This window comes from Cytobacillus sp. ABV4_503, assembly GCF_056158445.1.
In genome coordinates this window covers 2,269,838-2,291,047 of the sequence record NZ_JBSWTH010000001.1, presented here as the reverse complement: position 1 = coordinate 2,291,047, position 21,210 = coordinate 2,269,838, and the positions used below count along the sequence as shown (strand labels likewise).

General features: G+C 43.6%; 23 protein-coding genes. 18 read left to right on the top strand and 5 right to left on the bottom strand.

What is annotated here, in order from left to right; genetic code table 11:
* The first annotated feature begins 37 nt into the window (after window positions 1-37).
* From ACXAD1_RS11520 to ACXAD1_RS11455, 14 genes are all read left to right on the top strand, one after another.
* Window positions 38-1,102 (top strand): M14 family zinc carboxypeptidase, encoded by a 1,065-nt coding sequence (locus ACXAD1_RS11520; protein WP_206839552.1) that lies wholly within the window; start codon window positions 38-40, stop codon window positions 1,100-1,102.
* A gap of 38 nt (window positions 1,103-1,140) precedes the next feature.
* Window positions 1,141-1,389, top strand: a complete 249-nt coding sequence (locus tag ACXAD1_RS11515) for a hypothetical protein (protein ID WP_370223154.1) — start codon at window positions 1,141-1,143, stop codon at window positions 1,387-1,389.
* A gap of 224 nt (window positions 1,390-1,613) precedes the next feature.
* The gene (locus ACXAD1_RS11510; RefSeq protein WP_113881057.1) at window positions 1,614-1,772 is read left to right on the top strand and encodes a YezD family protein; all 159 of its coding nucleotides are present in this window, start codon (window positions 1,614-1,616) and stop codon (window positions 1,770-1,772) included.
* A 104-nt stretch (window positions 1,773-1,876) separates the two neighbouring features.
* Window positions 1,877-2,593 carry a phosphoadenylyl-sulfate reductase gene (locus ACXAD1_RS11505; protein WP_474910067.1) on the top strand — a complete coding sequence of 239 codons (717 nt, stop codon included), beginning with the start codon at window positions 1,877-1,879 and terminating at the stop codon, window positions 2,591-2,593.
* 15 nt (window positions 2,594-2,608) lie between these two features.
* Window positions 2,609-3,673, top strand: a complete 1,065-nt coding sequence (locus ACXAD1_RS11500) for an inorganic phosphate transporter (RefSeq protein WP_474910066.1) — start codon at window positions 2,609-2,611, stop codon at window positions 3,671-3,673.
* Between the two features lie 26 nt (window positions 3,674-3,699).
* Window positions 3,700-4,845 (top strand): sulfate adenylyltransferase, encoded by a 1,146-nt coding sequence (gene sat / locus ACXAD1_RS11495; RefSeq protein WP_206839556.1) that lies wholly within the window; start codon window positions 3,700-3,702, stop codon window positions 4,843-4,845.
* 12 nt (window positions 4,846-4,857) lie between these two features.
* The gene (cysC, locus tag ACXAD1_RS11490) at window positions 4,858-5,457 is read left to right on the top strand and encodes an adenylyl-sulfate kinase (RefSeq protein WP_206839557.1); all 600 of its coding nucleotides are present in this window, start codon (window positions 4,858-4,860) and stop codon (window positions 5,455-5,457) included.
* A 164-nt stretch (window positions 5,458-5,621) separates the two neighbouring features.
* On the top strand, window positions 5,622-6,398 hold the full coding sequence (cobA, locus tag ACXAD1_RS11485) for a uroporphyrinogen-III C-methyltransferase (RefSeq protein ID WP_206839558.1): 777 nt from the start codon (window positions 5,622-5,624) through the stop codon (window positions 6,396-6,398).
* Window positions 6,391-7,200: a sirohydrochlorin chelatase gene (locus ACXAD1_RS11480; RefSeq protein ID WP_474910065.1), complete on the top strand. Its 810-nt coding sequence runs from the start codon at window positions 6,391-6,393 to the stop codon at window positions 7,198-7,200. The genes cobA and ACXAD1_RS11480 overlap by 8 nt, the downstream gene beginning before the upstream one ends.
* Window positions 7,181-7,789 (top strand): NAD(P)-dependent oxidoreductase, encoded by a 609-nt coding sequence (locus ACXAD1_RS11475; protein WP_474910064.1) that lies wholly within the window; start codon window positions 7,181-7,183, stop codon window positions 7,787-7,789. Before ACXAD1_RS11480 ends, ACXAD1_RS11475 begins: the two co-directional genes overlap by 20 nt.
* Before the next feature lie 103 nt (window positions 7,790-7,892).
* Window positions 7,893-8,993, top strand: coding sequence for a sugar diacid recognition domain-containing protein (locus ACXAD1_RS11470; protein ID WP_370225347.1), 1,101 nt, complete (start codon window positions 7,893-7,895; stop codon window positions 8,991-8,993).
* 122 nt (window positions 8,994-9,115) lie between these two features.
* Window positions 9,116-10,384 (top strand): GntP family permease, encoded by a 1,269-nt coding sequence (locus tag ACXAD1_RS11465; protein ID WP_370225349.1) that lies wholly within the window; start codon window positions 9,116-9,118, stop codon window positions 10,382-10,384.
* Between the two features lie 21 nt (window positions 10,385-10,405).
* Window positions 10,406-11,545, top strand: coding sequence for a glycerate kinase (locus tag ACXAD1_RS11460; protein ID WP_474910063.1), 1,140 nt, complete (start codon window positions 10,406-10,408; stop codon window positions 11,543-11,545).
* Window positions 11,546-11,671: 126 nt separating this feature from the next.
* Window positions 11,672-12,649, top strand: a complete 978-nt coding sequence (locus tag ACXAD1_RS11455; protein ID WP_474910062.1) for a quinone oxidoreductase family protein — start codon at window positions 11,672-11,674, stop codon at window positions 12,647-12,649.
* 54 nt (window positions 12,650-12,703) lie between these two features.
* Here ACXAD1_RS11455 and ACXAD1_RS11450 read toward each other — a convergent pair whose 3' ends face one another.
* Both ACXAD1_RS11450 and ACXAD1_RS11445 read right to left on the bottom strand, forming a co-directional pair.
* Entirely contained in the window at window positions 12,704-13,726 is a 1,023-nt protein-coding gene (locus ACXAD1_RS11450; RefSeq protein ID WP_474910061.1) for a DUF1646 family protein, read from the bottom strand.
* A 230-nt stretch (window positions 13,727-13,956) separates the two neighbouring features.
* A complete protein-coding gene (locus ACXAD1_RS11445; protein ID WP_206839568.1) occupies window positions 13,957-14,121 on the bottom strand; it encodes a hypothetical protein in 165 nt (54 codons plus the stop codon).
* A gap of 248 nt (window positions 14,122-14,369) precedes the next feature.
* On the opposite strand from ACXAD1_RS11445, the gene ACXAD1_RS11440 reads away from it, so the two are divergent.
* The 3 genes from ACXAD1_RS11440 to ACXAD1_RS11430 all read left to right on the top strand — a co-directional run bounded on the left by ACXAD1_RS11440 (window position 14,370) and on the right by ACXAD1_RS11430 (window position 17,408).
* A complete protein-coding gene (locus ACXAD1_RS11440) occupies window positions 14,370-15,530 on the top strand; it encodes an MFS transporter (protein ID WP_206839569.1) in 1,161 nt (386 codons plus the stop codon).
* 220 nt (window positions 15,531-15,750) lie between these two features.
* On the top strand, window positions 15,751-17,004 hold the full coding sequence (locus ACXAD1_RS11435) for a methyl-accepting chemotaxis protein (protein WP_474910060.1): 1,254 nt from the start codon (window positions 15,751-15,753) through the stop codon (window positions 17,002-17,004).
* A 95-nt stretch (window positions 17,005-17,099) separates the two neighbouring features.
* On the top strand, window positions 17,100-17,408 hold the full coding sequence (locus ACXAD1_RS11430; RefSeq protein ID WP_474910059.1) for a nuclease-related domain-containing protein: 309 nt from the start codon (window positions 17,100-17,102) through the stop codon (window positions 17,406-17,408).
* A gap of 823 nt (window positions 17,409-18,231) precedes the next feature.
* On the opposite strand, the gene ACXAD1_RS11425 is transcribed toward ACXAD1_RS11430, so the two are convergent.
* From ACXAD1_RS11425 to ACXAD1_RS11415, 3 genes are read right to left on the bottom strand one after another with little or no spacing between them, the layout of a single operon-like run.
* Complete coding sequence (locus ACXAD1_RS11425; protein WP_370223698.1) at window positions 18,232-19,116, bottom strand: hydroxymethylglutaryl-CoA lyase; 885 nt, start codon at window positions 19,114-19,116, stop codon at window positions 18,232-18,234.
* Window positions 19,113-19,493, bottom strand: a complete 381-nt coding sequence (locus ACXAD1_RS11420; protein ID WP_474910058.1) for an FCD domain-containing protein — start codon at window positions 19,491-19,493, stop codon at window positions 19,113-19,115. The genes ACXAD1_RS11425 and ACXAD1_RS11420 overlap by 4 nt, the downstream gene beginning before the upstream one ends.
* A 10-nt stretch (window positions 19,494-19,503) precedes the next feature.
* Window positions 19,504-19,785, bottom strand: coding sequence for a GntR family transcriptional regulator (locus ACXAD1_RS11415; RefSeq protein WP_474910057.1), 282 nt, complete (start codon window positions 19,783-19,785; stop codon window positions 19,504-19,506).
* A gap of 220 nt (window positions 19,786-20,005) precedes the next feature.
* Here ACXAD1_RS11415 and ACXAD1_RS11410 point away from each other — a divergent pair, with 220 nt between their 5' ends.
* Window positions 20,006-21,208 carry a CaiB/BaiF CoA transferase family protein gene (locus tag ACXAD1_RS11410; RefSeq protein WP_217031162.1) on the top strand — a complete coding sequence of 401 codons (1,203 nt, stop codon included), beginning with the start codon at window positions 20,006-20,008 and terminating at the stop codon, window positions 21,206-21,208.
* Window positions 21,209-21,210 lie beyond the last annotated feature (2 nt).

The following is a 21,210-nucleotide window of genomic DNA, read 5'->3' as shown; positions in this document are numbered from 1 at the left end:
AGTGAAAGATAACTATTAATTTGGGGGTAAGAATTTTATGACGTTGAAGAAAAAAGTTCTTTCTGTATCACTATCAGGTTTAATGGCTTTTGGTGCAGTTACAGCAGTGGGGATGCCTGCTGGTGCCGTTGGAAATGGGCCGGGCACAGGAAATGGATCCATTCAGACTTCCATTCTGCATACATATGATAGTTTAACAGAATATTTGAAGACACAGGATGCCAAGCAGGAGGCCATGCAGCTTGAAGTAATCGGCCAGACAGTAAAGGGCCGTGATATTTACATGGCAAAATACATATCCAATCCTGAAAATCCGACGATTCTTTTCCTGACTCAGCAGCACGGGAATGAGCAGCTGACAACTGAAGGAGCGTTGGAGTTTATTAAGCACCTGGGCACCGGCAAGACAAGCGGGGTCCTTAAAGATGTCAATATTCTTGTGATACCTATGCTGAACGCGGATGGAGCAATGGGAGATGTGAACTTCTCACTTGACGATTATCTTGCTGATGGCGATCGCCATTTAACCCGCTATAATGCCAATCGTGTGGATTTGAATCGGGAACATGATAAAAATACAAGCGAAATGGAGCCGGAGGCACGTGCTCTCCATGAAAACGTGTTCCAACAATACAAAATCGATTACATGATTGATCTTCATCATCAGGGTACCTTAAGTGAAACAGAAGGAAAGCTCGTATCGGGATCCATTCTTTATCCAACGAACGGCAATGTAAAGCCAGAGGTTCTTGAAAAGTCCAAAAAGCTTGGTTCAGTTGTGTTTAATGCACTTCACCATACAGGCTGGGGCCATATTGGAAAATATGTCGGCGGAACAGGTGAAAACATTGGCCGAAACGGCGCTGCTGTCCGTTACGACATTTCTACCCTTCTTTTTGAAATGCGCGGAATGTCCGACCACAACTATGAGCCTTATGCCCTTGGACAAAAGAGCAACGGTTATCTCATCAAGCAGACAATCACGACACTCGATGCGACAGTAAAAGCGATAGCAGATGGTTCAATCAATACTGCTGACACAAGCTTCTGGGATACTTTGCCTGAACAGACAACAAGACAAAACGAAGAAGCTGATGAGTAAAAGTGATGCATCCCCGGCGATTGCCGGGGGTGTTTTTTATGCTGAAAAGCCTACGTGTCAAAGAGATGGATGTCATATCTCTGGACAATCCAGCAACAAGCAGCTTCAATCTAAGGAATCTTTATCAAATGTTAAAAATGCTGCATCAATCCCCGGATAAACACCACATCTTCAGCAAAAGGAAAAAGAAGCTGCATCAATCCCCGGATAAAACCACAGCACTAACAAAAACCAAAAGATCCAGCAAAATCGCCAATTACAAAATGAATATTCTCAAAGACCAATAGAGTAATTCAACGTGAATAGTTATATAAAAGACCTGGTACTTTACCAAAAAAACGAGTAAGGTAACAGTTTTCAGTGAAGAAAAGCCCATTTATCAGATTTTTATAATTTTATTTAAATAAGTTGTTGACAATTCCTATGGGTATGGTAGGATTAATCTCAACATCACAAAAAATAAACTAAAAAACTTATACGTTCAAAGACTAAAAAAAGGAGGCGAGCCTCACTGAAACAGGCTGACTGGGAAGAGTTATCTGCACACTTAAAGCAGATGCTCGGGAGCATTAAATTCGGATCGATCACATTGGTCGTCCAGGATGGCAAAGTCATACAACTTGAGAAGAACGAAAAGGTTCGTCTTCAACCAAATAAGCGCGCTGACTAGACAAACTAGAGGCGGTTTTTCCTCCTGAAGGATTTTTTCAGGCGGAAAGACTGCCTTTTTTGGTTGAGAAAAAATTTTCAAGAAAGTGAAAGGAGTACTGCAAGATGAGCACTGCAGTGACATATGAAAATTGGAATCAGATCTCTAATGGATTCCCAATTGATGATAAATTAAAAGGCGCCCGCAAAGTATTGGAATGGGCGTATGAAAATTATTCCGAAGACAAGATTGTCTATGCATCAAGTTTCGGGGCAGAAGCCATTGTGCTGATAGACTTAATCCAGGAAATAAAACCTGATGCCCATATTGTCTTTTTGGACACCGGGCTTCACTTTCTTGAAACCTATGAATTGATAGATAAAATCGAGGCACGGTTTCCAAATTTGCGGATCGAGCGGAAAGAACCCAAGCTGACACTGGACCAGCAAGCAGCAGAATACGGTTCGGCCCTTTGGAAAAGGGAACCCAATTCATGCTGCGAGATCCGCAAGGTTATCCCATTAAGAGAAGCTCTGACACCCAGACAGGCATGGATATCAGGACTGCGGCGGGACCAATCACCGACAAGAGCAAATACTCAATTCCTTAATAAGGACGAAAAATTCAAGAATATCAAAATCTGCCCGCTGATTCACTGGACATGGGATGAAGTTTGGGCCTATATCAGGGAAAAAGACCTGCCGTACAACACCCTGCATGACAATGGATACCCAAGCATCGGCTGTTTTCCCTGTACACAGGCAGTCGATGAAAATGGCGATTCCCGTGCCGGACGATGGTCCGGGACTGGAAAAACGGAATGTGGCCTGCACACCAGCTAGAGGGAGGATGATACCATGCTAACGATTATAGCGGTCACACTCGGTTTATTTTTCGCCATGAATATCGGGGCAAGCGGAGCAGCAGCATCCATGGGGATCGCGTATGGTTCAGGCGTCCTAAAAAACCGCATGTTAGCTCTTGTTCTTTGCGGATTGGCCGTTTTCTTCGGAGCATGGCTGGGCGGAGGAGAAGTGGTAAAGACAATGGGAAGCGGTATTGTCCCTAAAGAGACCTTCACAGTTGCCATCGCGCTGATTGTGATTGCATCAGCCGCATTATCGCTGTTTCTGGCAAATATTTTCGGCATCCCGCTGTCCACCAGTGAGGTGACTGTCGGTTCTGTTGTTGGTGCCGGAATCGTCTACCAATCCGTATTTGCCGGAAAGCTTGCCTGGATCGTCATGTTCTGGCTGCTTACTCCGTTTGCTGCATTTTTAATTGCCATTGCGGCAGCCGCTTTTTTAAAGAGAAATTTTATACAGAACCTGATTAAAAAGCCTAAGGCAACTCCGATTTTAGCCATACTCGTCATTTTTATGGGCGTGTTTGAAGCATTCTCGGCAGGCATGAACAATGTTGCCAATGCAGTCGGCCCGCTTGTTGGTGCAGGTATTATGAGCACGGGAAGCGGGATCTTCTGGGGCGGCCTGTTTGTCGCTTTAGGAGCCATTTTACTGGGGAAAAAAGTACTCGAAACGAATGGCAAAAAGATTACAAAAATCCGTCTTGAAGAAGGCTGTGTCATTTCAGGAACAGGAGCAGGAATTGTTACGATTGCCTCCGTTTTTGGAATCCCTGTCCCTTTAACGCAAATCACTACTTCCTCCATCATCGGAATCGGATTTGTAAAGCAGGGACGATCAGTCTTCAAGAAGGACATCGTCGTTCAGCTATTAGTCGTTTGGGTGGTTTCACCAGTATTATCGATGGTCCTATCCTATACGCTTATCCAGCTGCTCATTGAACAAAATGTATATCCGGTGATTGCCATGGCCGGTGTGCTAATCTCCGTATTTGGAGTGAAATTCTTAATGAACCAGGCACCGGCTGCTGCAAGGCCGATAACTGGAAAAAAGTAAATCTGAAAAAGAAAGGTTGATTAAAAATGGCTCTGCCGAAACCTCATGGAGGAAAATTAATTCAAAGCTATAATCCAAATTATGACCTGACAGGAATTGAAAAAGAAATTTTAATAGATGCCATCGCCCTGAGTGATCTGGAACTAATAGGTGTTGGCTTATTCAGTCCTCTTACAGGTTTCCTTGGAAAAGCAGACTATGAATCTGTTGTTGAAAAAATGAGATTAGCAGACGGAACCATTTGGTCCATTCCGGTCACACTGCCGGTATCAGCGGAAAAAGCTAAAGAGCTTGCAGCCGGTGAAAAGTTTAAGCTGGTTAACGAAGGTGAAGTGTATGGAGTCATCACTGTATCAGAATGGTATGAGCCTGACTTAAGCAAGGAAGCAAGTGAAGTCTATAAGACGGAAGAGCTGGCACACCCAGGAGTGAAAAGGCTTTTTGAACGCGGTCCGGTTTATGTTGCCGGCGAGGTTACGCTGATTAAAAAACCTGGTAAAGGCGTAGCAGAGGATGTATGGTTTGAGCCTAAAGAAACAAGGGCACTGTTTGAAGAAAAAGGCTGGAAAACAGTGGTTGGCTTCCAGACAAGGAATCCTGTACACCGGGCACACGAATACATCCAAAAAGCCGCTTTGGAAACGGTGGATGGACTGTTTTTGAACCCGCTTGTGGGTGAAACAAAATCAGATGATATCCCTGCTGATGTCCGTCTTAAGAGCTACCGGGTTCTTCTGGAAAATTACTATCCAAAAGAGCGCACCCAGCTGGCTGTCTATCCCGCAGCCATGAGATATGCAGGGCCGCGTGAAGCAATCTTCCATGCTATTGCAAGGAAAAACTTCGGCTGCACACACTTCATCGTCGGAAGAGACCATGCCGGTGTCGGCAATTATTATGGCACATACGATGCGCAGCATATTTTCAGCCATTTCACAGAAGAAGAGCTTGGCATCAAACCGCTGTTCTTTGAGCATAGCTTCTACTGCAATAAGTGCGAAGGCATGGCATCTGATAAAACCTGCCCTCACAGCAAAGAAGACCGCGTCATTCTTTCCGGCACAAAGGTAAGGGAAATGCTTCGGAACGGGGAGCTTCCGCCTTCCACCTTCAGCCGAAAAGAGGTAGTCGAAGTATTAATTGAAGGCATGAGAGAAAAAGAAACGGTATAAGGGGCGGTTATAATGACTAAGGCAACAAACATCACCTGGCATGACGCTGCGATTACGAAGGAAGACAGACGGGCACAGAACGGCCACGGAAGTGTGGTCCTTTGGTTCACCGGCCTTTCAGGCTCAGGCAAATCAACGATTGCTAATGCAGTATCCCACGAACTGTTTCGCCAGGGCATCAATGAATATGTACTGGACGGCGACAATGTCAGACACGGCTTAAATAAGGATCTTGGCTTTTCAGAAGCCGACAGAAATGAAAATATCAGGCGCATTGGGGAAGTAGCGAAGCTGTTTGTGGACAGCGGCAAGATTGTCACAACTGCCTTTATCTCTCCATTCCGGTCGGACAGGGAAACGGTTAGGGCGCTGTTTGAAGAAGGAGAATTTATTGAAGTCTTCATCGACTGTCCGCTCGAAGAATGTGAACGGCGTGATCCAAAGCAATTGTATGCCAAAGCCCGGCGCGGGGAAATTAAGGATTTTACAGGAATCGATTCCCCCTATGAAGCTCCTGAACAGCCTGAAATTACGGTCCGATCCGACCAGTACACAGTAGAAGAAGCAGTCGGGCAGATATTATCACATTTGCGTGAAAAGAATATCCTATAAAAAACCGGGAGTCTCTTTCTAATTAGGAGACTCCTTTTCTGAAAAAATAATTCCTACTATTTCACCCTGAAAAATGGTATTATAGAAAACAATTAGATTATTAGCTTAGGAAAAGCGTTAAAATGCATATATTAAAAGACATTACAGAAAGGGCGGTCATGAGAATGACGGGAAAAGTTTTTTTAGTGGGTGCCGGTCCGGGAGATCCTGAACTTATGACTCTAAAGGGAATGCGCTGCCTGGAGGAGGCGGATGTCGTTCTATATGATCGTCTCGTGAATCGGGAACTGTTAAATTATGCAAAAAAGGAAGCACAGCTTGTGTATTGCGGCAAGCTTCCCAATCACCACGTCATGAAGCAGGAAACCATCAATCATCTTCTTGTGAAATATGCAAAAAAAGGTTTGATGGTTTGCCGTCTAAAAGGCGGGGATCCATTTGTATTCGGCAGGGGCGGGGAAGAGGCAGAAGAGTGTGCCAATAATGATGTGCCATTTGAAATTGTGCCTGGAGTCACTGCAGGAATCGCGGCATCTGCTTATGCGGGGATTCCTGTAACACACCGTACCTTAAGCAAAAGTTTCGCTTTTGTCACTGGACATCAGGCCGGAAACGAAGAAGCCGAACACCAGTGGGCCCACCTGGCGCATGCAGTAGACACGATTTGTGTGTATATGGGTGTTTCCCACTTGCCTAATATTGTGAAAAATCTCATTCATAACGGAAAATCCGCTCAAACACCAATCGCACTCGTACACTGGGGAACTCTATCTGAACAGCGGACAGTTACGGGCACGCTTGCTAATATTGAGAACAAAGTGAAAGAATCAAATATCACCAATCCAAGCATGATTGTCATTGGGGAAGTTGTAAAAATGCATCACAAAATTAACTGGTTCGAAGAGGAAATTGCGCCTCATCTGCCTGTGGTGCATGGATAGTTTACGATTAAGCAGAATAAGAAAGTCCATCAAGGAAAGGAGCCGCCAAATGAAAGCTGTCCTATATATCGGCCATGGCACACGTTCTAAAAAAGGCGCTGCTGAAGCAAATCTTTTTATCGGGAGTGTCATGAAAAAGGTAGACGCTCCTATACAAAAGCTTTGTTTCCTTGAATTAACAGAGCCGGACATTGAGGCTGGATTTGAATACTGCGTCCAAGAAGGAGCAGCAGAAATTATGATAATGCCTCTATTTTTGCTGGCAGCGGGTCACATTAAGCAGGATATCCCTGAAGAGCTTGCCCCTTTAATAAAAAAATACCCGGCCATAACTGTAAGGATGGCAGATCCATTTGGCGTCCAGGACAGCATTCTTGACGAAATCGCAGAGCTTGCAGCAGATGACGGAGAGCTAATCCGTTCTGATGATTCGATTTTAATTGTGGGAAGAGGAAGCAGTGACCCTTCTATTCTTAAATCCTTTGACTCAATCAAAAGGGGAATCAGCCGCCGGCTTGGTGTAAGGAATGTGCAAGTCTGCTATTTGGCAGCTGCTTCGCCGACCTTCAAGGATGGACTTGATTCCATTTGCAATGAGGACAGCGGGAGGGTCATCGTCATACCCTATCTATTATTCTCGGGGCTTTTATTAAGTGAGGTAGTAAGAGAGGTCAATAAGAAAGTCAAAGCAGGATTCTCTGTGAACCTTACTGATACACTAGGAAGACATGTGGCCATCCAGAATCTAGTCGCAGAAAAAGCGAATGGAGAGGTGTATGTGAATGCAGCCGTTATTCATTAATTTGACCAACAAGAAGATCGTTATTGCAGGGGGCGGCAGAATTGCCTCTCGAAAAGCGAAAACCCTTGATGGAGAACGGGCCCATATCACTTTTGTTGCTCCTGATTTTACAGACGATATCATTCGTCTTGCCCATCAAAGAGGGTATGAGCTTATTCAGCGGGAAGCGAAGCCTGAGGATTTTAAAGATGCTTTTTTATCGATTCTGGCCACAAATATCCGTGAAACCAACCAGCAGCTGGCGAGGTCACTGGATTCATGTCAGCTTGTCTGTGTTGTTGATGAAGCAGGAGACGGAAATGTCATTTTTCCGGCAGCTGTCAGGCGCGGACCGCTTCAAATCGCTGTCACCTCGAATGGCGCAAGCCCCAAGCTGACCCGGATGATAAAAAAACAGCTGGATGAACAATATGATGAAAGCTGGACGGGATATTCAGAATTTCTGGCAAAATGCCGTGAACATATTAAAAAACTTTCTATCCACCCAGCTGAGAAAAATGACCTTCTCGCCGAATTGCTGGATGACCGCTATCGCCTGTCTGAGGAAGAGCGGGAAAGTAAATGGGCATATCTGTCCTCATTAAAATAATCAACTTCTCAACCGTGTCCTCACACACGGTTTTTTATTTTGTTTATTGTGCAAATCCACTATGGTACATTGATAGTAACAATACAGGAAGGCGGCGGGGAATGTGCATTTTTTATCCCATGAACTTGCTCAGGGAATAGTGGAGCGGACTATGAAAATCCTGAGCAAAAACATAAATGTTATGAACGAAGAAGGCGTTATTATCGGTTCAGGTGAAAAGGAAAGGATCAATCAGGTTCATGATGGAGCTCTGCTGGTCCTGAAAAAAGGGGAAAGTGTGGAGATTGATGAAAGAAGTGCCGCCGAGCTTAAAGGGGCCAAGCCTGGAATCAATCTGCCCATCCGTTTTCATAATCAAATTATTGGTGTAGTCGGCATAACGGGGGAACCTGAGCAAATCCGGAATTTCGCAGAGCTTGTTAAAATGGCAGCAGAACTGGTTTTGGAGCAATCGTTTCTGCTGGAGAGAGTACAATGGAAGCAGCGCCTCCAAAGTGAGATAGTGAACCTCCTTATTTCTGAAGAACCCTTAAATGAAGCTTGGTTAGAAGAGAGAGCCGGCTTCCTGGGGTATGACCTGAAAATCCCGAGAACCGTCATTGTGCTCAAGCTGCACGAAGACCTTGGAACCATGAATCAAAAGCTGATAAATGACATTCATTTTGAATTGGGAAAACAGGATTTAACAGGGGTTACGTTCAATAATGAAATTGTCATATTAAAAGCAGGGGAGCCCTCAGAACAAACCGCTGCTTTAAAGAGGATTGCCGGCCTTTCAAAGAGGAAAGCAGCAGTAGCTAGTGGCAGCACATCGGAGAACATAAGCGGCTTGAAGTCCTCCTATCGGCATGCGCAGCAGCTGACTGTCCTTGGCCCAAAGATTCATCCTGACGCCGATTATTACAGTTATGAAAAATACTGGCTGGAAATTAAGCTATCCATGCTCGCCCAAAAGGAAGAACATACATTTTCCTACTATGACCGGCTCCTTGTCCAGGATAAAAAAGGGGAACTGGCACATACGCTTGATGTTCTTATAAGAGAAGGAGGAGATCTTGGCAAAATAGCGGATCACTTATTTATCCATCGCAATACCCTGAGATACCGTCTTGATAAGATAACAGAACTTACTGGAAAAGACCCGCGTAATGTGAAGATGCTCTTCGAACTTTATGTGGCAAAATTAGTAAACGACCTACAGTAATTGTGCAAATGCACAATTAATAGAGAGATCTATTCGTTTTTTTTCATCATCATTCACGATGTAATAGAAAAGGCAAACGCTTACAATAGATTCATAAGCAAATCATCAGGGGAGGGCTATATGTGGATGTAACTGTAAGCGCTTTAGGAGCAATAACAGCCTTAGTCATTGCCATACTATTAATCTTGAAAAAAGTTCCGCCTGCTTATGGAATGGTTGCAGGTGCTTTAATAGGCGGCTTAGTCGGAGGAGCAGATATTGCAAGCACTGTTAATTTAATGATGGAAGGAGCAAAAGGCATTATACCGGCGGTGCTCAGAATCCTGGCTGCCGGTATTTTGGCAGGTGTGCTGATTGAATCTGGTGCGGCTTCCTCGATTGCCGAAACAATAGTAAAAAAGCTGGGAGAAACCCGAGCGCTTCTAGCCTTAGCGGTGGCAACAATGATCCTGACAACGGTCGGTGTATTTGTTGACGTGGCAGTCATTACCGTATCACCCATTGCTTTAGCTATCGCGAAACGGGCAAAGCTTTCCAAAACAGCCATTTTGCTGGCGATGATTGGCGGGGGGAAAGCAGGGAACATCATGTCACCCAATCCAAATGCCATTGCAGCATCAGACGCATTCGGTGTTCCGCTTACTTCAGTTATGGCTGCTGGAATCATCCCGGCCATATTCGGACTTGCTGTTACCTATTTCATTGCAAAGAAACTTGTAAATAAGGGTTCTGCTATTTCAAATGATGATGTGGAAGTAAACAGCCATACAAAGCTTCCACTATTTATTACAGCCATGATTGCGCCGCTGGTTACCATTATATTATTGGCGCTTCGCCCATTATTTGATATTAATATTGATCCGATGGTGGCACTTCCAGCCGGGGGAATTATCGGGGCGATTGCGATGAAGAAGACAAGGAAAATCAATGAGTATGCTATATCCGGTTTAAACAAGATGTCAGGCGTTGCCATTATGCTTCTTGGAACAGGAACCCTGGCTGGAATCATAGCAAACTCAAGCTTAAAAGATGTGATCATTAATGGATTAACCTCTTCAGGTCTTCCAGCCTATCTGCTGGCCCCTGTCTCTGGTATTTTTATGTCTGCTGCTACGGCATCTACTACTGCAGGTACAGCAGTGGCAAGCGGTGTGTTTGGCAGTACAATTTTAGGATTAGGAGTATCAGCTCTTGCAGGCGCTGCCATGATCCATGCGGGAGCAACCGTACTGGATCATTTGCCTCACGGAAGCTTTTTCCACGCAACGGCAGGAAGTGTCAATATGGATATTAAAGAGCGCTTGAAGCTGATGCCATATGAATCGCTTATCGGATTAACTCTTGCAGTCATCTCTACACTTATTTTTGGAGTCTTTAAGCTTTTTGGCTAATAGAAAGGGAGAGGATCAAATTTGAAAATCGTGATTGCCCCGGATTCATTTAAGGAAAGTTTATCGGCACTTGAGGCTGCGAATGCCATTGAAAAAGGTTTTAAATGTATTTTTCCCGAAGCAGAGTACAAAAAAATGCCGATGGCTGACGGCGGAGAGGGAACGGTCCAATCACTGGTGGATGCAACGGAAGGTTCGATCATAGAGCGGACTGTTACAGGACCGCTCGGGGAGCCTGTTCAGGCATTCTTTGGATTAATGGGGAATGGAAAGACTGCAGTCATTGAAATGGCAGCTGCATCAGGCTTGCATTTGGTTCCTTCAGAAAAACGGAACCCCTTCATTACATCAACCAGGGGAACAGGAGAGTTAATCGCAGCCGCAATGGACTTAGGCGTCCAGCACATTATTATTGGAATTGGCGGAAGTGCTACAAATGATGCAGGAGCTGGAATGATTCAAGCCTTAGGCGGTAAACTTCTTGACAAAACTGGCAGTGAAATTGGACCAGGCGGAGGGCCGCTTGCACAGCTGGCAGCAATAGATATGTCAGGTCTTGATTCAAGGCTTCGAGATGTCCATTTCGAAGTGGCCTGTGACGTTGATAACCCTTTGACCGGTCCAAGAGGTGCCTCCGCGATCTTTGGCCCTCAAAAAGGAGCGACACCTGAGATGGTTGAGCTGCTGGATCAGAATTTAGGGCATTTCGCAGATGTGGTCGAAAATACCCTCGGCAAACCGTTCCGCCATATTGAGGGGGCAGGTGCTGCCGGAGGAATAGGCGGAAGTCTGCTTGCCCTATTAAATGCAGACTTAAAAAAAGGGGTCGAAATCGTCCTTCATGCCGTAGACTTTGAAAATGAGGTTAAGAATGCAGACCTTGTCATTACTGGAGAAGGAAAAATTGACAGCCAAACTATATATGGAAAAACCCCAATTGGTGTGGCCAGAGCAGCAAAGAAACATGGGATACCGGTTATCGGTCTTGCAGGTTCTTTATCAGACGACAGCAATATTGTGCATGAACACGGAATCGATGCATTATTCAGCATTGTCCCAGGCATTGTTACCCTTCCGGAAGCTTTGGAGAAGGCAGCCATTTATATGGAAAGAACAGCGAGGAACATAGCTGCCAGCATGAAAATGAATAGGTATTTATAACGAGAGGCTGCGGTATGCGGCTTCTTTTTTATAGCTTTAATTCGAGTTGTCATCCATAGCAAAAAGAGGCTTATTCGCACCAAATATCGAATAGGTAAAAGGATTACATAAATGGAGGCCAATCAAATGAAAGCAATTACAGTAACACAATACGGTAATCCGGACGTATTGACTTACACAGAAATGGAAATTCCAAAAGTAAAGCAGGATCAAGTATTGATAAAGGTGGAAAAAGCAAGCGTTAATTTTGCGGATGTGAAAGCAAGGATCGGGCAGGGAGGTACTGGCTTATTTCCGTTTATTCCCGGTCTCGATGCAGCAGGAGTAGTAGTGGAAATTGGGAGTGAAATTACAAATTTTAAAATTGGTGATCGGGTTGCAGCGTTCCCTTCAGAAGGATCTTATAGTGAGTACGCTGCAGCCGATGAAAACCTGACATTTGCAGTGCCGGATGAAGTAGAGTTGGATATAGCTGCAGCATCACTGACTGTTTCATTTTTATCTTATAAATTGCTTGCAGATATTGCAGGAATCCAAAATGGTGAAACCGTTCTGGTTCATTCAGGAGCAGGCGGGGTAGGCACTACTGCAATCCAAATGGCAAAGATATTAGGAGCAGGACTAGTTATTGGAACTGTTGGCAGTGAAACGAAAGTACCTGCTGCTGTGGAAGCAGGTTCTGATCATGTCATTGTATACGAACAGAATGATTTTGCCGAAAAGGTAATGGACTTAACCGGTGGAAAAGGTGCAGATATTATCCTGGATTCTCTTGCCGGCAGCATAACGCAGAAAAGTTTCGGCTGTCTGGCTGACTATGGCCGGCTTGTCCAATTCGGCAATTCGAGCGGCAAACAAGGGATTATAAATACGAATGACCTGCATAAGAGCTGCCGTTCTGCCTTGGGCTACAGTCTCGGCACAACAAGAAAGAAGCGTCCGGAATCACTCAGGGAAACAGCTCAAAAAGTCATGCAGTATTTAAAAGAACAGAAACTGCACATTAGAGTAGGGCACAGGTTTCCTTTGGCAGAAGCAGCTGTAGCCCATAAGCTGATCGAAAGCCGGATGAGCACCGGAAAAATAATACTTGATATACAATAATAATATTATGTAAACAATGATGAAGGGGAATTGAAAAGGGCCGCCAATCCCCTTTCAATTTCCCGTGACCAAAATAAACACAAAATAACCAATCATTGTGATTAACCCAAACGGAACCCCGAATACTGCCCACTCTTTACTCGTAATCTGCAGTTTACCAGCAGCAATAATATTGGGTATATTGCCTGGAATAAGCATTCCTCCGCTGATCAGCAGTCCAAGGAGGATGGATTGAACCGTAAAATGGTCCATTGAGGGGCTAATTTCAGCAGCTGCAAGTGTTGCATTGTCCAATACAGCAGAAATCATATTGATCCAATATAATAAAAGCGGATTTAACCCTATTAAAAAGTGGTTGATTAACGGTTCAAAACCGGCCCCAAGCATCGTCAGGCCCATCACAAAGAAATATATTTTCAAAGCCCTGACAAAGATTTCTTCATAGTTTTCACTGGCAGGCTTTTTAGTAAAGGACGCTTTCCCTGAAACAGGAGGCTTAACAGCCAGTGCCGCCATAATTCCGAAAAATAGGAGGGCAATGGTGATTTGCGGTCCAACCAATTCCATCAAAAAGAAAAAGTCTTCTTTCATTTTACTGATTGCAATGGTGGAAAGCGGTTCGCCAATCGGCGTCAATGCTGCGCCAAGTCCAATTGAAAAACAGGCGAGTACAGTCAGCCTGATTTCTGAGTTTCTGTCCAGGCGAAGGGCACTGACGATTAATACAAGAACTAACGCAGCGATAATAGCTGTAATAATACTTGATATTAACCCAAGAAAAATGACAGTCAAAGCTGCAAATAAACGAAAAGGCATAATCCGGCTTACTGAAAGTATGCTTCTTTCCAAATTTGCCTGAAACCATTTAAACAGGAGTCCTGCAATAAAGACAGCAAGAGTAATTTTTACAGGTTCCTGTGCTGCTTTAACAAACAGCCCGCTATTCAGTACCCCGCTTGCCATTGCAGCTGAAAGCCCCATCACAAATAAAAACATCTCCAGATTTTTTTCCACAAACTCAGAAAGAAAAGGCATAACAAGAACAATAATGAAAATAACCACTAACAAATAAATCATTAATCCTGCTCCATTTGGTTATTTTCCAAGTGAAACACAAGGAATACTACATGCATATGCTGAGAATCGGACAAACTTGCCAAAAGAAAGCGGAAGCAGGGAACACAGACTAAGAACGCCACGTCAGTGGCAACGTCTGCCCAGGCGCTCGAGCCAGACAGTTATCGAAGTACAAAAATATAATTTTAAGATTAAAAAAATCCCCGCGAAAGACCCGCAGGGATTGTCACTTAGTTGTAGTCATTTAAAACTGTTCCAGTAAGATCAAATTCAGGTTCAATGTTATTTATGGCAGTTGTGTCAGCAGGAGTTGTACCGGCAGGCTGTATTTCGTCCATAACAGGTGATGGTATAGGGGATAAACTGCGCTCTTTCTTTGCTTGATTGTCCAACAAATGAATCAACTCCTTTACATTATTTGTTATTTACATTCCTATTTAATCGTTATATGCAAACATGAAATTTATGGAAGTTGTTTTAGTAAGGTAGTTATATTTTATCCCAAAAAAGAAATTATATTTACAAAATAGCCATTATTATTTTTAGATTATTCTATCCTTTGAGCTAAAGCTATTGGGTATGTTAAGATGTTATTTTATTAAAATTTAAGAGAACAGCTTGAATACTAGAGAGGAAGTTCAGCTTGGATAAACGCATCTATTTATTAGCAATCATATCGTTTGTTGTTGGAATGGTGGAACTGATTATAGGCGGGCTGCTTGATCTTGTAGCTTCAGATCTGGGAGTCAGTTTGGGTCAGGCGGGTCTGTTAATTACAGTATTTTCGCTCGCCTTTGCCATTGCTGCGCCTGTCCTGCTCACGATAACGGTGAAAATGGAACGCAGCCGTTTAATGATGATATCATTAGCTGTTTTTTTGGCAGGAAATATTGTTGCCGTATTTAGCCCGTTTTACAGTGTATTATTAGTTGGCCGGATTTTAGCGGCAGCAAGCGGCTCACTGCTTATCGCATTATGCATGACAATGGCTTCCTACATCGTCACAGAAGAATATCGTGCACGTGCCATCGGAATCGTCTTTATGGGAATCAGTGCATCCCTTGTGCTGGGTGTGCCCATTGGATTGATGCTTGGAAATGTATTTGGCTGGCGTGCTCCATTTGTACTCATATCTGCTCTGACAGTCATATCAATGGCAGGCGTTCATTTCTTTATGGGTAAAGTTGCTCCAAAGCCCGCCGTTCCAATAGGCGTCCAGCTTAAAACCCTGAAAAGCCGCAAAATCGCTCTAACACAGATAACATCGTTTCTTTTAATGACTGGCCATTTAACTTTTTACGGTTACCTTACTCCATTCCTGAAGATGAAAATGGGGCTTGACGGCAACTGGGTCAGCATTGTTTACCTGATTTTCGGAATTGCTGCCGTTATCGGAGGGGGCATCGGCGGTCTCCTGGCCGACCGTTTTGGTGCAAAGTCTGTCATTTTGACTCTGCTGGCTATGTTTGGGATTACCCTTTTCTCGTTGCCGTTCGCCGCTTTCTCGTTGCCCGTTTTTCTGATTATGGTAGTCATCTGGAGTATGCTCAGCTGGGCGATCACACCGGCCATACACAGCTATTTAATAGAAGTAACACCGGAAACTTCTGATATCCAGCAAACATTGAACAACTCAGCAGTTCACATGGGAATGGCATTCGGCAGCATGATCGGCGGCATTATGATCGAGACAACCTCAGTAGAATATAATGCAGCAGCAGGAAGTGTTTTTATTATTATTGCACTTGGCACTGCCGTTCTTTCCATGGCTAAAAAAGAGAGAAGGACTGCTGCAGCTGAATAGATTTGATTAAAATGCCAGCTTCTTGGGAGGCTGGCATTTCAATTTGCGAAAAAGTGACGAACTATTTCAATTATTTTAAAAATAATCCTTCGAAATATATTGATATATTTTCCTATCATCCACTATAATCAAATTGTCTGGTGGTAAAAGAAGTTATTTGAGGAGGAACTTGTAAATCATTTTTTTATAATAATAAAAGATAGAAAAAGGGGTAAGTTTCATGAGTCAACTTAGCTACATGCTCCGCACTTTAATCATCATTATCCCAGCTGTATTAGTCATTGGCGTTTCTGTATGTGTTGGTAATGGATTGGATGGCAGTGCGTTTTGGTTCACCATTGCTTTTATGGTGATCCTTGGTTCGCTTGCAGGGATATTATCCGCGTTTATGAACTACCGCAAGTTTATTGCACCCATCAGCAAAATCAATAGGTTTATCGATGACCTTGCAGATGGAAATATGTCCACAAGACTTGACGAAAAATCAGTTGGACAACTGGGATCGATTGCTTCTGCACTTAATCACACTGCATCTGCCTGGCAGGAAGTGCTGAATAAAGTGGTCTTGGCTTCGAACGAAGTCACGCAATATGCCCAGCAGCTATCATCAGGTGCCCAGCAGACCAATATGGCAACAAGCCATATAGCTGAGGTCATTGAAGAAGTAGCAGCAGGTGCCGATGATCAGGTCAAGGGAGTCGGAACTGCCTCCAATGTCATTATGCAGATGTCCGAAAGCCTGACACAGGTCGCGGCAAACTCAGAACAGGTTACAGAGCAGATCAACGATTCACTTGAAAAAGCAAATCATGGATCTGCATCCATTTCAACAGCAGGATGCCAGATGAACTCCATTCATGTAAATGTACAGGATCTATCCAAGGTGGTAAAAGGCCTTGGCCAGCGTTCACAGGAAATCGGAAAGATCATCGAAGTGATTACAGGCATTGCCGCTCAAACAAATCTTCTGGCTTTAAATGCTGCTATTGAAGCCGCCCGCGCAGGAGAACAGGGAAAAGGCTTTGCCGTTGTAGCAAACGAGGTTAGAAATCTCGCTGAAAAATCGGCTGAATCCACCCTGCAAATCAGCCAGCTGATATCAAAAATCCAGGAAGAAACCCATCAGGTTGTCCAGACAATGGATACGGTTAATCATGAAGTAACAGAAGGAATGGAAGTCATGAAGGATGCAGGCGATTCATTCAAACAAATCCAGCAGTCTGTCAGCACGGTGACGGATCAAATGGGGGAAGTCGCAGCAGCCATTCAGCAAATGTCTGTCGGTTCTCAGCAAATGGTTCAATCCATGGACGAGATAACCCATGTGGCAAATGAATCAGCCATAGCTACACAAAGTGTACTGGCTTCAACGGAGGAGCAAGCTGCATCAATGGAGGAAATATCACTCTCTGCTGACCAGCTTACGGGCATGGCGGAGGATTTGAAAGGGTTGATCAGCAGATTTAAACTTTAATAAAAGGAGTTTAGGTGAAAACCTGAACTCTTTTATAAGTTTTGAAGGGTATTCAAACACTTAAAAGACTGATAAAAGGAAAGGAGTGATTTAATTTGATAAAAAAAGAAAGAAAAGTATCCGATTTTATAACAATACTTGAAGCCTTAATAAGGCGCATGCCTGAAATGGAGCCGGGGAGTGACAGGGCAGTATCTGAATTGAACAAACGCAAAGCAGGATATTTAGGGGAACAAAAGCTGGATTATTATTTGAGTTTTTTGGACGAAAAGGAGTATTGGATATACCATGGCCTACGGCTTTCAAATGGAAGTCAATTTTTCCAGATTGATACCTTGCTCCTAACAAAAGCATTCGCCATGATACTTGAGGGTGAAAAACTGGAACGGAACCATCATCTTTGAACCCGAATTCCACCAGGTCATACGAAGCCATAACGAAAAGGAGGAAGCCTTCCACGACCCGATTTCCCAGGCTGAACACCAAAGCCGGCAATTAAGAAAGTAGTTTTCTGAAAATGGTTTTCCGGATATCTCCATAGAATTCACCGTCGTAATCAGCAGCCCTTCCACCATCATTAAATCTCCATCTAAACAAACCTCGAATAAAGTTATGCATGCCCACCGATTGTTAAGTAACCTTAACTCCATAAAAAAATCAAATCCTATTGAGAGAGTAAATGAAAAACAGATCAAAAAAATTAGCCATACACTATTGAAAAAACATGTCGAGCACGAAATTGACGTAATGAAATTTTTAAAAATAAATCCAGATACATTACTTACTGATGTACATTGTCCCAAATGTTGTTCACTGCCAATGATTTACCATTGGAGACAGTGGGGATGTCCAGTATGTAAAACCAGTTCTGATACGGCACATCAACAAACAATAGTGGATTATTTTTATCTGATTAAACCATCTATTACAAATGCTGAATTTCGCAGGTTTACCCATTTAGCATCTGTTTTTTCTGCCTCAAGATTACTTGGCCAGATGAATCTTAGCAAGGTGGTGAAAAGAAGAATAGGTATTATATAAAACCTTGATACTAATTGTGAACTTTGCAAATAAATACATTAAACTTGCAAATAAATATAAAAATCTGCAAATAAAAACACCAAACTAGCAAACAAATCAGTAAAACCAGCAAATAAATTTCTGCGACGACCATTTACGGCCGCTACAGCACAAAAAAAGCCATCCCCCAGATGGCTTTTCCCGCAGTTAAGCTATTCCCGCCTTCATTAACATCCCATCCAGCGGCCGTTCCATTACTGTTTCCATCCAATTTGCTGTTTCCAGGACAGAAGAAAGATCTGTCCCCGTATCCACACCCATTCCGTGGAACATATTGATCATATCTTCTGTACAAACATTTCCGACTGCTTTCGGTGCAAATGGACATCCGCCAAGTCCGGCAATGGAGGAATCAAAGCGGCGGACACCAGCCTGGTATCCCGCCAGTACATTTGCGAGTCCCAACCCGCGCGTATTGTGGAAGTGAAGGCCAAGCGAAAGATCTCTTCCAAACGCAGCGAAAAACGAATCTGCTGCCTTTTGAACCTGAATGGGATTTGCCATGCCTGTTGTATCAGCCAGAGTGATTTCCGTACAGCCTGCTTCCAAAAACCTCTCCGCCGCTTTCAGCACATTTTCTAAAGGAACTTCACCTTCAAAAGGGCAGCCGAATGCAGTTCCTAATACCCCAGCCACACCTTTTCCGGATGCAGCCCCTTCCTTAATCACTAAAGAGAGCTCACCAACAGCCTGCTCAACAGTCCTTTTCGCATTCCGTAAATTGAATGAATCACTTGTTGTTGTTACAACATGAAGAAAATCCACATCGGTCTTAAGTGCGCGTTCAAGACCAGAGCGGCTTAACACCAGACCGCCGAAACGGACGCCATTTCTTTTAGGAAGCGATTTCAAAACTTCTTCTGCATCAGCCATGGGAGGAACAACCTTCGGATTGACAAAAGAAACAGCTTCTATATTGCGGATGCCGGAATCAATTAATCTTGTAATCAAATCAACTTTTGTTTCCGTTGGAACAATTTTGCACTCATTTTGCAATCCATCGCGCGGACCAACTTCGCAGATTTCAATCATTTTACTTCCTCCTTCAGCAGATGAATGTTTTTAATTTGTTCCAGGTGCTTCAAAACATGATCACGGCCTTGATAAATATGCTCATGCATGGCAATGCGGGCACGCTCGGGTTCCCGATTTTTGATTGCTTCCAAAATGGTTTTATGTACCTCTAGGGATTGTTTGAGCTGAAAGCTGTTATACCAATAGAAGGATCGGAATACGATTGGAACCACGACAACCTTTGAAATGTGGAAATGTATATGCTCATTTTTTGAAGCAGCCACTATCGTTTCATGAAATTTCTGGTTTACCTGAACAATATCTTTCAGGCTGTCCATATCAGATTCCACATATCGGCTAATGGCTTCTTCATATAAAATATTAGCTCTTTCCATTTCCAGCAGGTCATTTTCTGTCCGGTGTATCGCAGACCTGACTGGCAGCGTACCCTTCCAGAAGAGTGCGCAGGTCATAGATTTGCCGGATATCATCTTTTGTAAAATGCCTTACGCTGACACCGCGCTTTAATGGAATGACGAGGCCTTCTGCTTCAAGCTGCTTAATAGCCTCTCTAATAGGAGTGCGGCTAAGATTCATCTCTTTAGCCAATGATTCCTCAGCAAGCCGCATGCCAGGGACAAATTTCCCTTCAATAATGGCATCTCTAATAAATTCGTATGCATCCATATCAACACCTCAATTGTATTGTATACAAACAGAAGTATTATTACAACAAATATTCTGAATATTTATTATAAAACATGATTATATAAAGGTTTTTAATGAAATTTCAGAAAAATAATAAAATTTACATTGACTTATTGTATACAAACAATTAAATTTGTATACAAGATTAAGAAAATTAAAATTTAACAGTACATTCAAGAAATATCAGGGAGGGAAATCCATGTCAGAAAAACAGCTTCCACTGGAAGATATCAGAGTCATCGAGCTGGGCACGCTTTTAGCAGGACCATTCTCCGGACGGCTTCTAGGTGACTTCGGTGCTGAAATTATTAAAGTCGAGCCTCCGGGTAAATCAGATCCCATGCGAAATTGGGGAAAATCAAAAGATGGGATAGGGCTTTGGTGGCCTATTCAATCGCGGAATAAAAAATCGATTTCGTTAAATCTCAGGGAGGAAGAAGGACAGCAGGTTTTAAGGGAGCTTATTAAAGAAGCCGATGTTGTCATTGAGAATTTCCGCCCGGGGACAATGGAAAAATGGAATCTATCCTATGAAGCACTTTCCGAAATCAACCCTAAATTAATCATGGTACGGACTTCGGGCTATGGACAGACAGGACCCTATAAGCATCGAGCAGGATTTGGCAGCGTCGGTGAAGCAATGGGCGGGCTCAGAAATGTAACCGGTTTCCCTGACAGGCCGCCATCAAGAATTGGTGTATCAATGGGTGATACGCTGGCTGCACTTTTTGCGACAATTGGCTGTCTGGTTGCATTACACGAGAGGGAGCGTTCCGGAAAGGGACAGGTTGTCGATACGGCCCTCTATGAATCTGTATTCTCAGTGATGGAAAGCATTATTCCGGATTACCTCTTAGCGGGATACATAAGGGAGAGGATGGGCAATATCCTGCCAGGTGTAGCTCCCTCTAACATTTACTTCACGCAGGACAAAACTTACATCGTTATAGGAGCCAATGCAGATGGAGTGTTCCGCAGGTTATGCGAGGCCATGGAGCAGCCGGAATTGGCAGATGACACAAGATTCGCGACCCACCATGCAAGAGGAGAAAACATGAAGCTTCTTGACTCCATGATTGAAGAATGGACAAAGACTCTCCCCGCTAAAGAAGCTCTTAAAATTCTTGAAGATAAGGGCGTTCCATCAGGGCTCATTTATACGGCCAAAGATATTCTGGAAGATCCGCATTATAAGGAACGCGACATGATTATTAAAGTAGATCATCCGCAGCTGGGAGAATTCCCGATGCCTGGCATTGTCCCAAAATTAAGCAGGACACCAGGGGAAGTGAAGCATGCCGGCCCGGAAGAAATGGGCAAGCACAATCATGAAGTATACACTGGCCTTCTTGGGTTCAATGAAGAGAGATTAGAAGAATTGAAGAAAAATAATATCATTTAGGA

What these genes read in the sequence shown, in the direction of transcription:
- ACXAD1_RS11410 (WP_217031162.1), top strand. Translation starts at nt 20,006, where the DNA reads ATGTCAGAAAAACAGCTTCCACTGGAAGATATCAGAGTCATCGAGCTG.
- ACXAD1_RS11520 (WP_206839552.1), top strand. Translation starts at nt 38, where the DNA reads ATGACGTTGAAGAAAAAAGTTCTTTCTGTATCACTATCAGGTTTAATG.
- ACXAD1_RS11500 (WP_474910066.1), top strand. Translation starts at nt 2,609, where the DNA reads ATGCTAACGATTATAGCGGTCACACTCGGTTTATTTTTCGCCATGAAT.
- cobA (WP_206839558.1), top strand. Translation starts at nt 5,622, where the DNA reads ATGACGGGAAAAGTTTTTTTAGTGGGTGCCGGTCCGGGAGATCCTGAA.
- ACXAD1_RS11475 (WP_474910064.1), top strand. Translation starts at nt 7,181, where the DNA reads ATGCAGCCGTTATTCATTAATTTGACCAACAAGAAGATCGTTATTGCA.
- ACXAD1_RS11455 (WP_474910062.1), top strand. Translation starts at nt 11,672, where the DNA reads ATGAAAGCAATTACAGTAACACAATACGGTAATCCGGACGTATTGACT.
- ACXAD1_RS11415 (WP_474910057.1), bottom strand. Translation starts at nt 19,785, where the DNA reads ATGGATGCATACGAATTTATTAGAGATGCCATTATTGAAGGGAAATTT.
- ACXAD1_RS11515 (WP_370223154.1), top strand. Translation starts at nt 1,141, where the DNA reads ATGCTGAAAAGCCTACGTGTCAAAGAGATGGATGTCATATCTCTGGAC.
- ACXAD1_RS11450 (WP_474910061.1), bottom strand. Translation starts at nt 13,726, where the DNA reads ATGATTTATTTGTTAGTGGTTATTTTCATTATTGTTCTTGTTATGCCT.
- ACXAD1_RS11480 (WP_474910065.1), top strand. Translation starts at nt 6,391, where the DNA reads ATGGATAGTTTACGATTAAGCAGAATAAGAAAGTCCATCAAGGAAAGG.
- sat (WP_206839556.1), top strand. Translation starts at nt 3,700, where the DNA reads ATGGCTCTGCCGAAACCTCATGGAGGAAAATTAATTCAAAGCTATAAT.
- ACXAD1_RS11420 (WP_474910058.1), bottom strand. Translation starts at nt 19,493, where the DNA reads ATGGAAAGAGCTAATATTTTATATGAAGAAGCCATTAGCCGATATGTG.
- ACXAD1_RS11435 (WP_474910060.1), top strand. Translation starts at nt 15,751, where the DNA reads ATGAGTCAACTTAGCTACATGCTCCGCACTTTAATCATCATTATCCCA.
- ACXAD1_RS11505 (WP_474910067.1), top strand. Translation starts at nt 1,877, where the DNA reads ATGAGCACTGCAGTGACATATGAAAATTGGAATCAGATCTCTAATGGA.
- ACXAD1_RS11425 (WP_370223698.1), bottom strand. Translation starts at nt 19,116, where the DNA reads ATGATTGAAATCTGCGAAGTTGGTCCGCGCGATGGATTGCAAAATGAG.
- cysC (WP_206839557.1), top strand. Translation starts at nt 4,858, where the DNA reads ATGACTAAGGCAACAAACATCACCTGGCATGACGCTGCGATTACGAAG.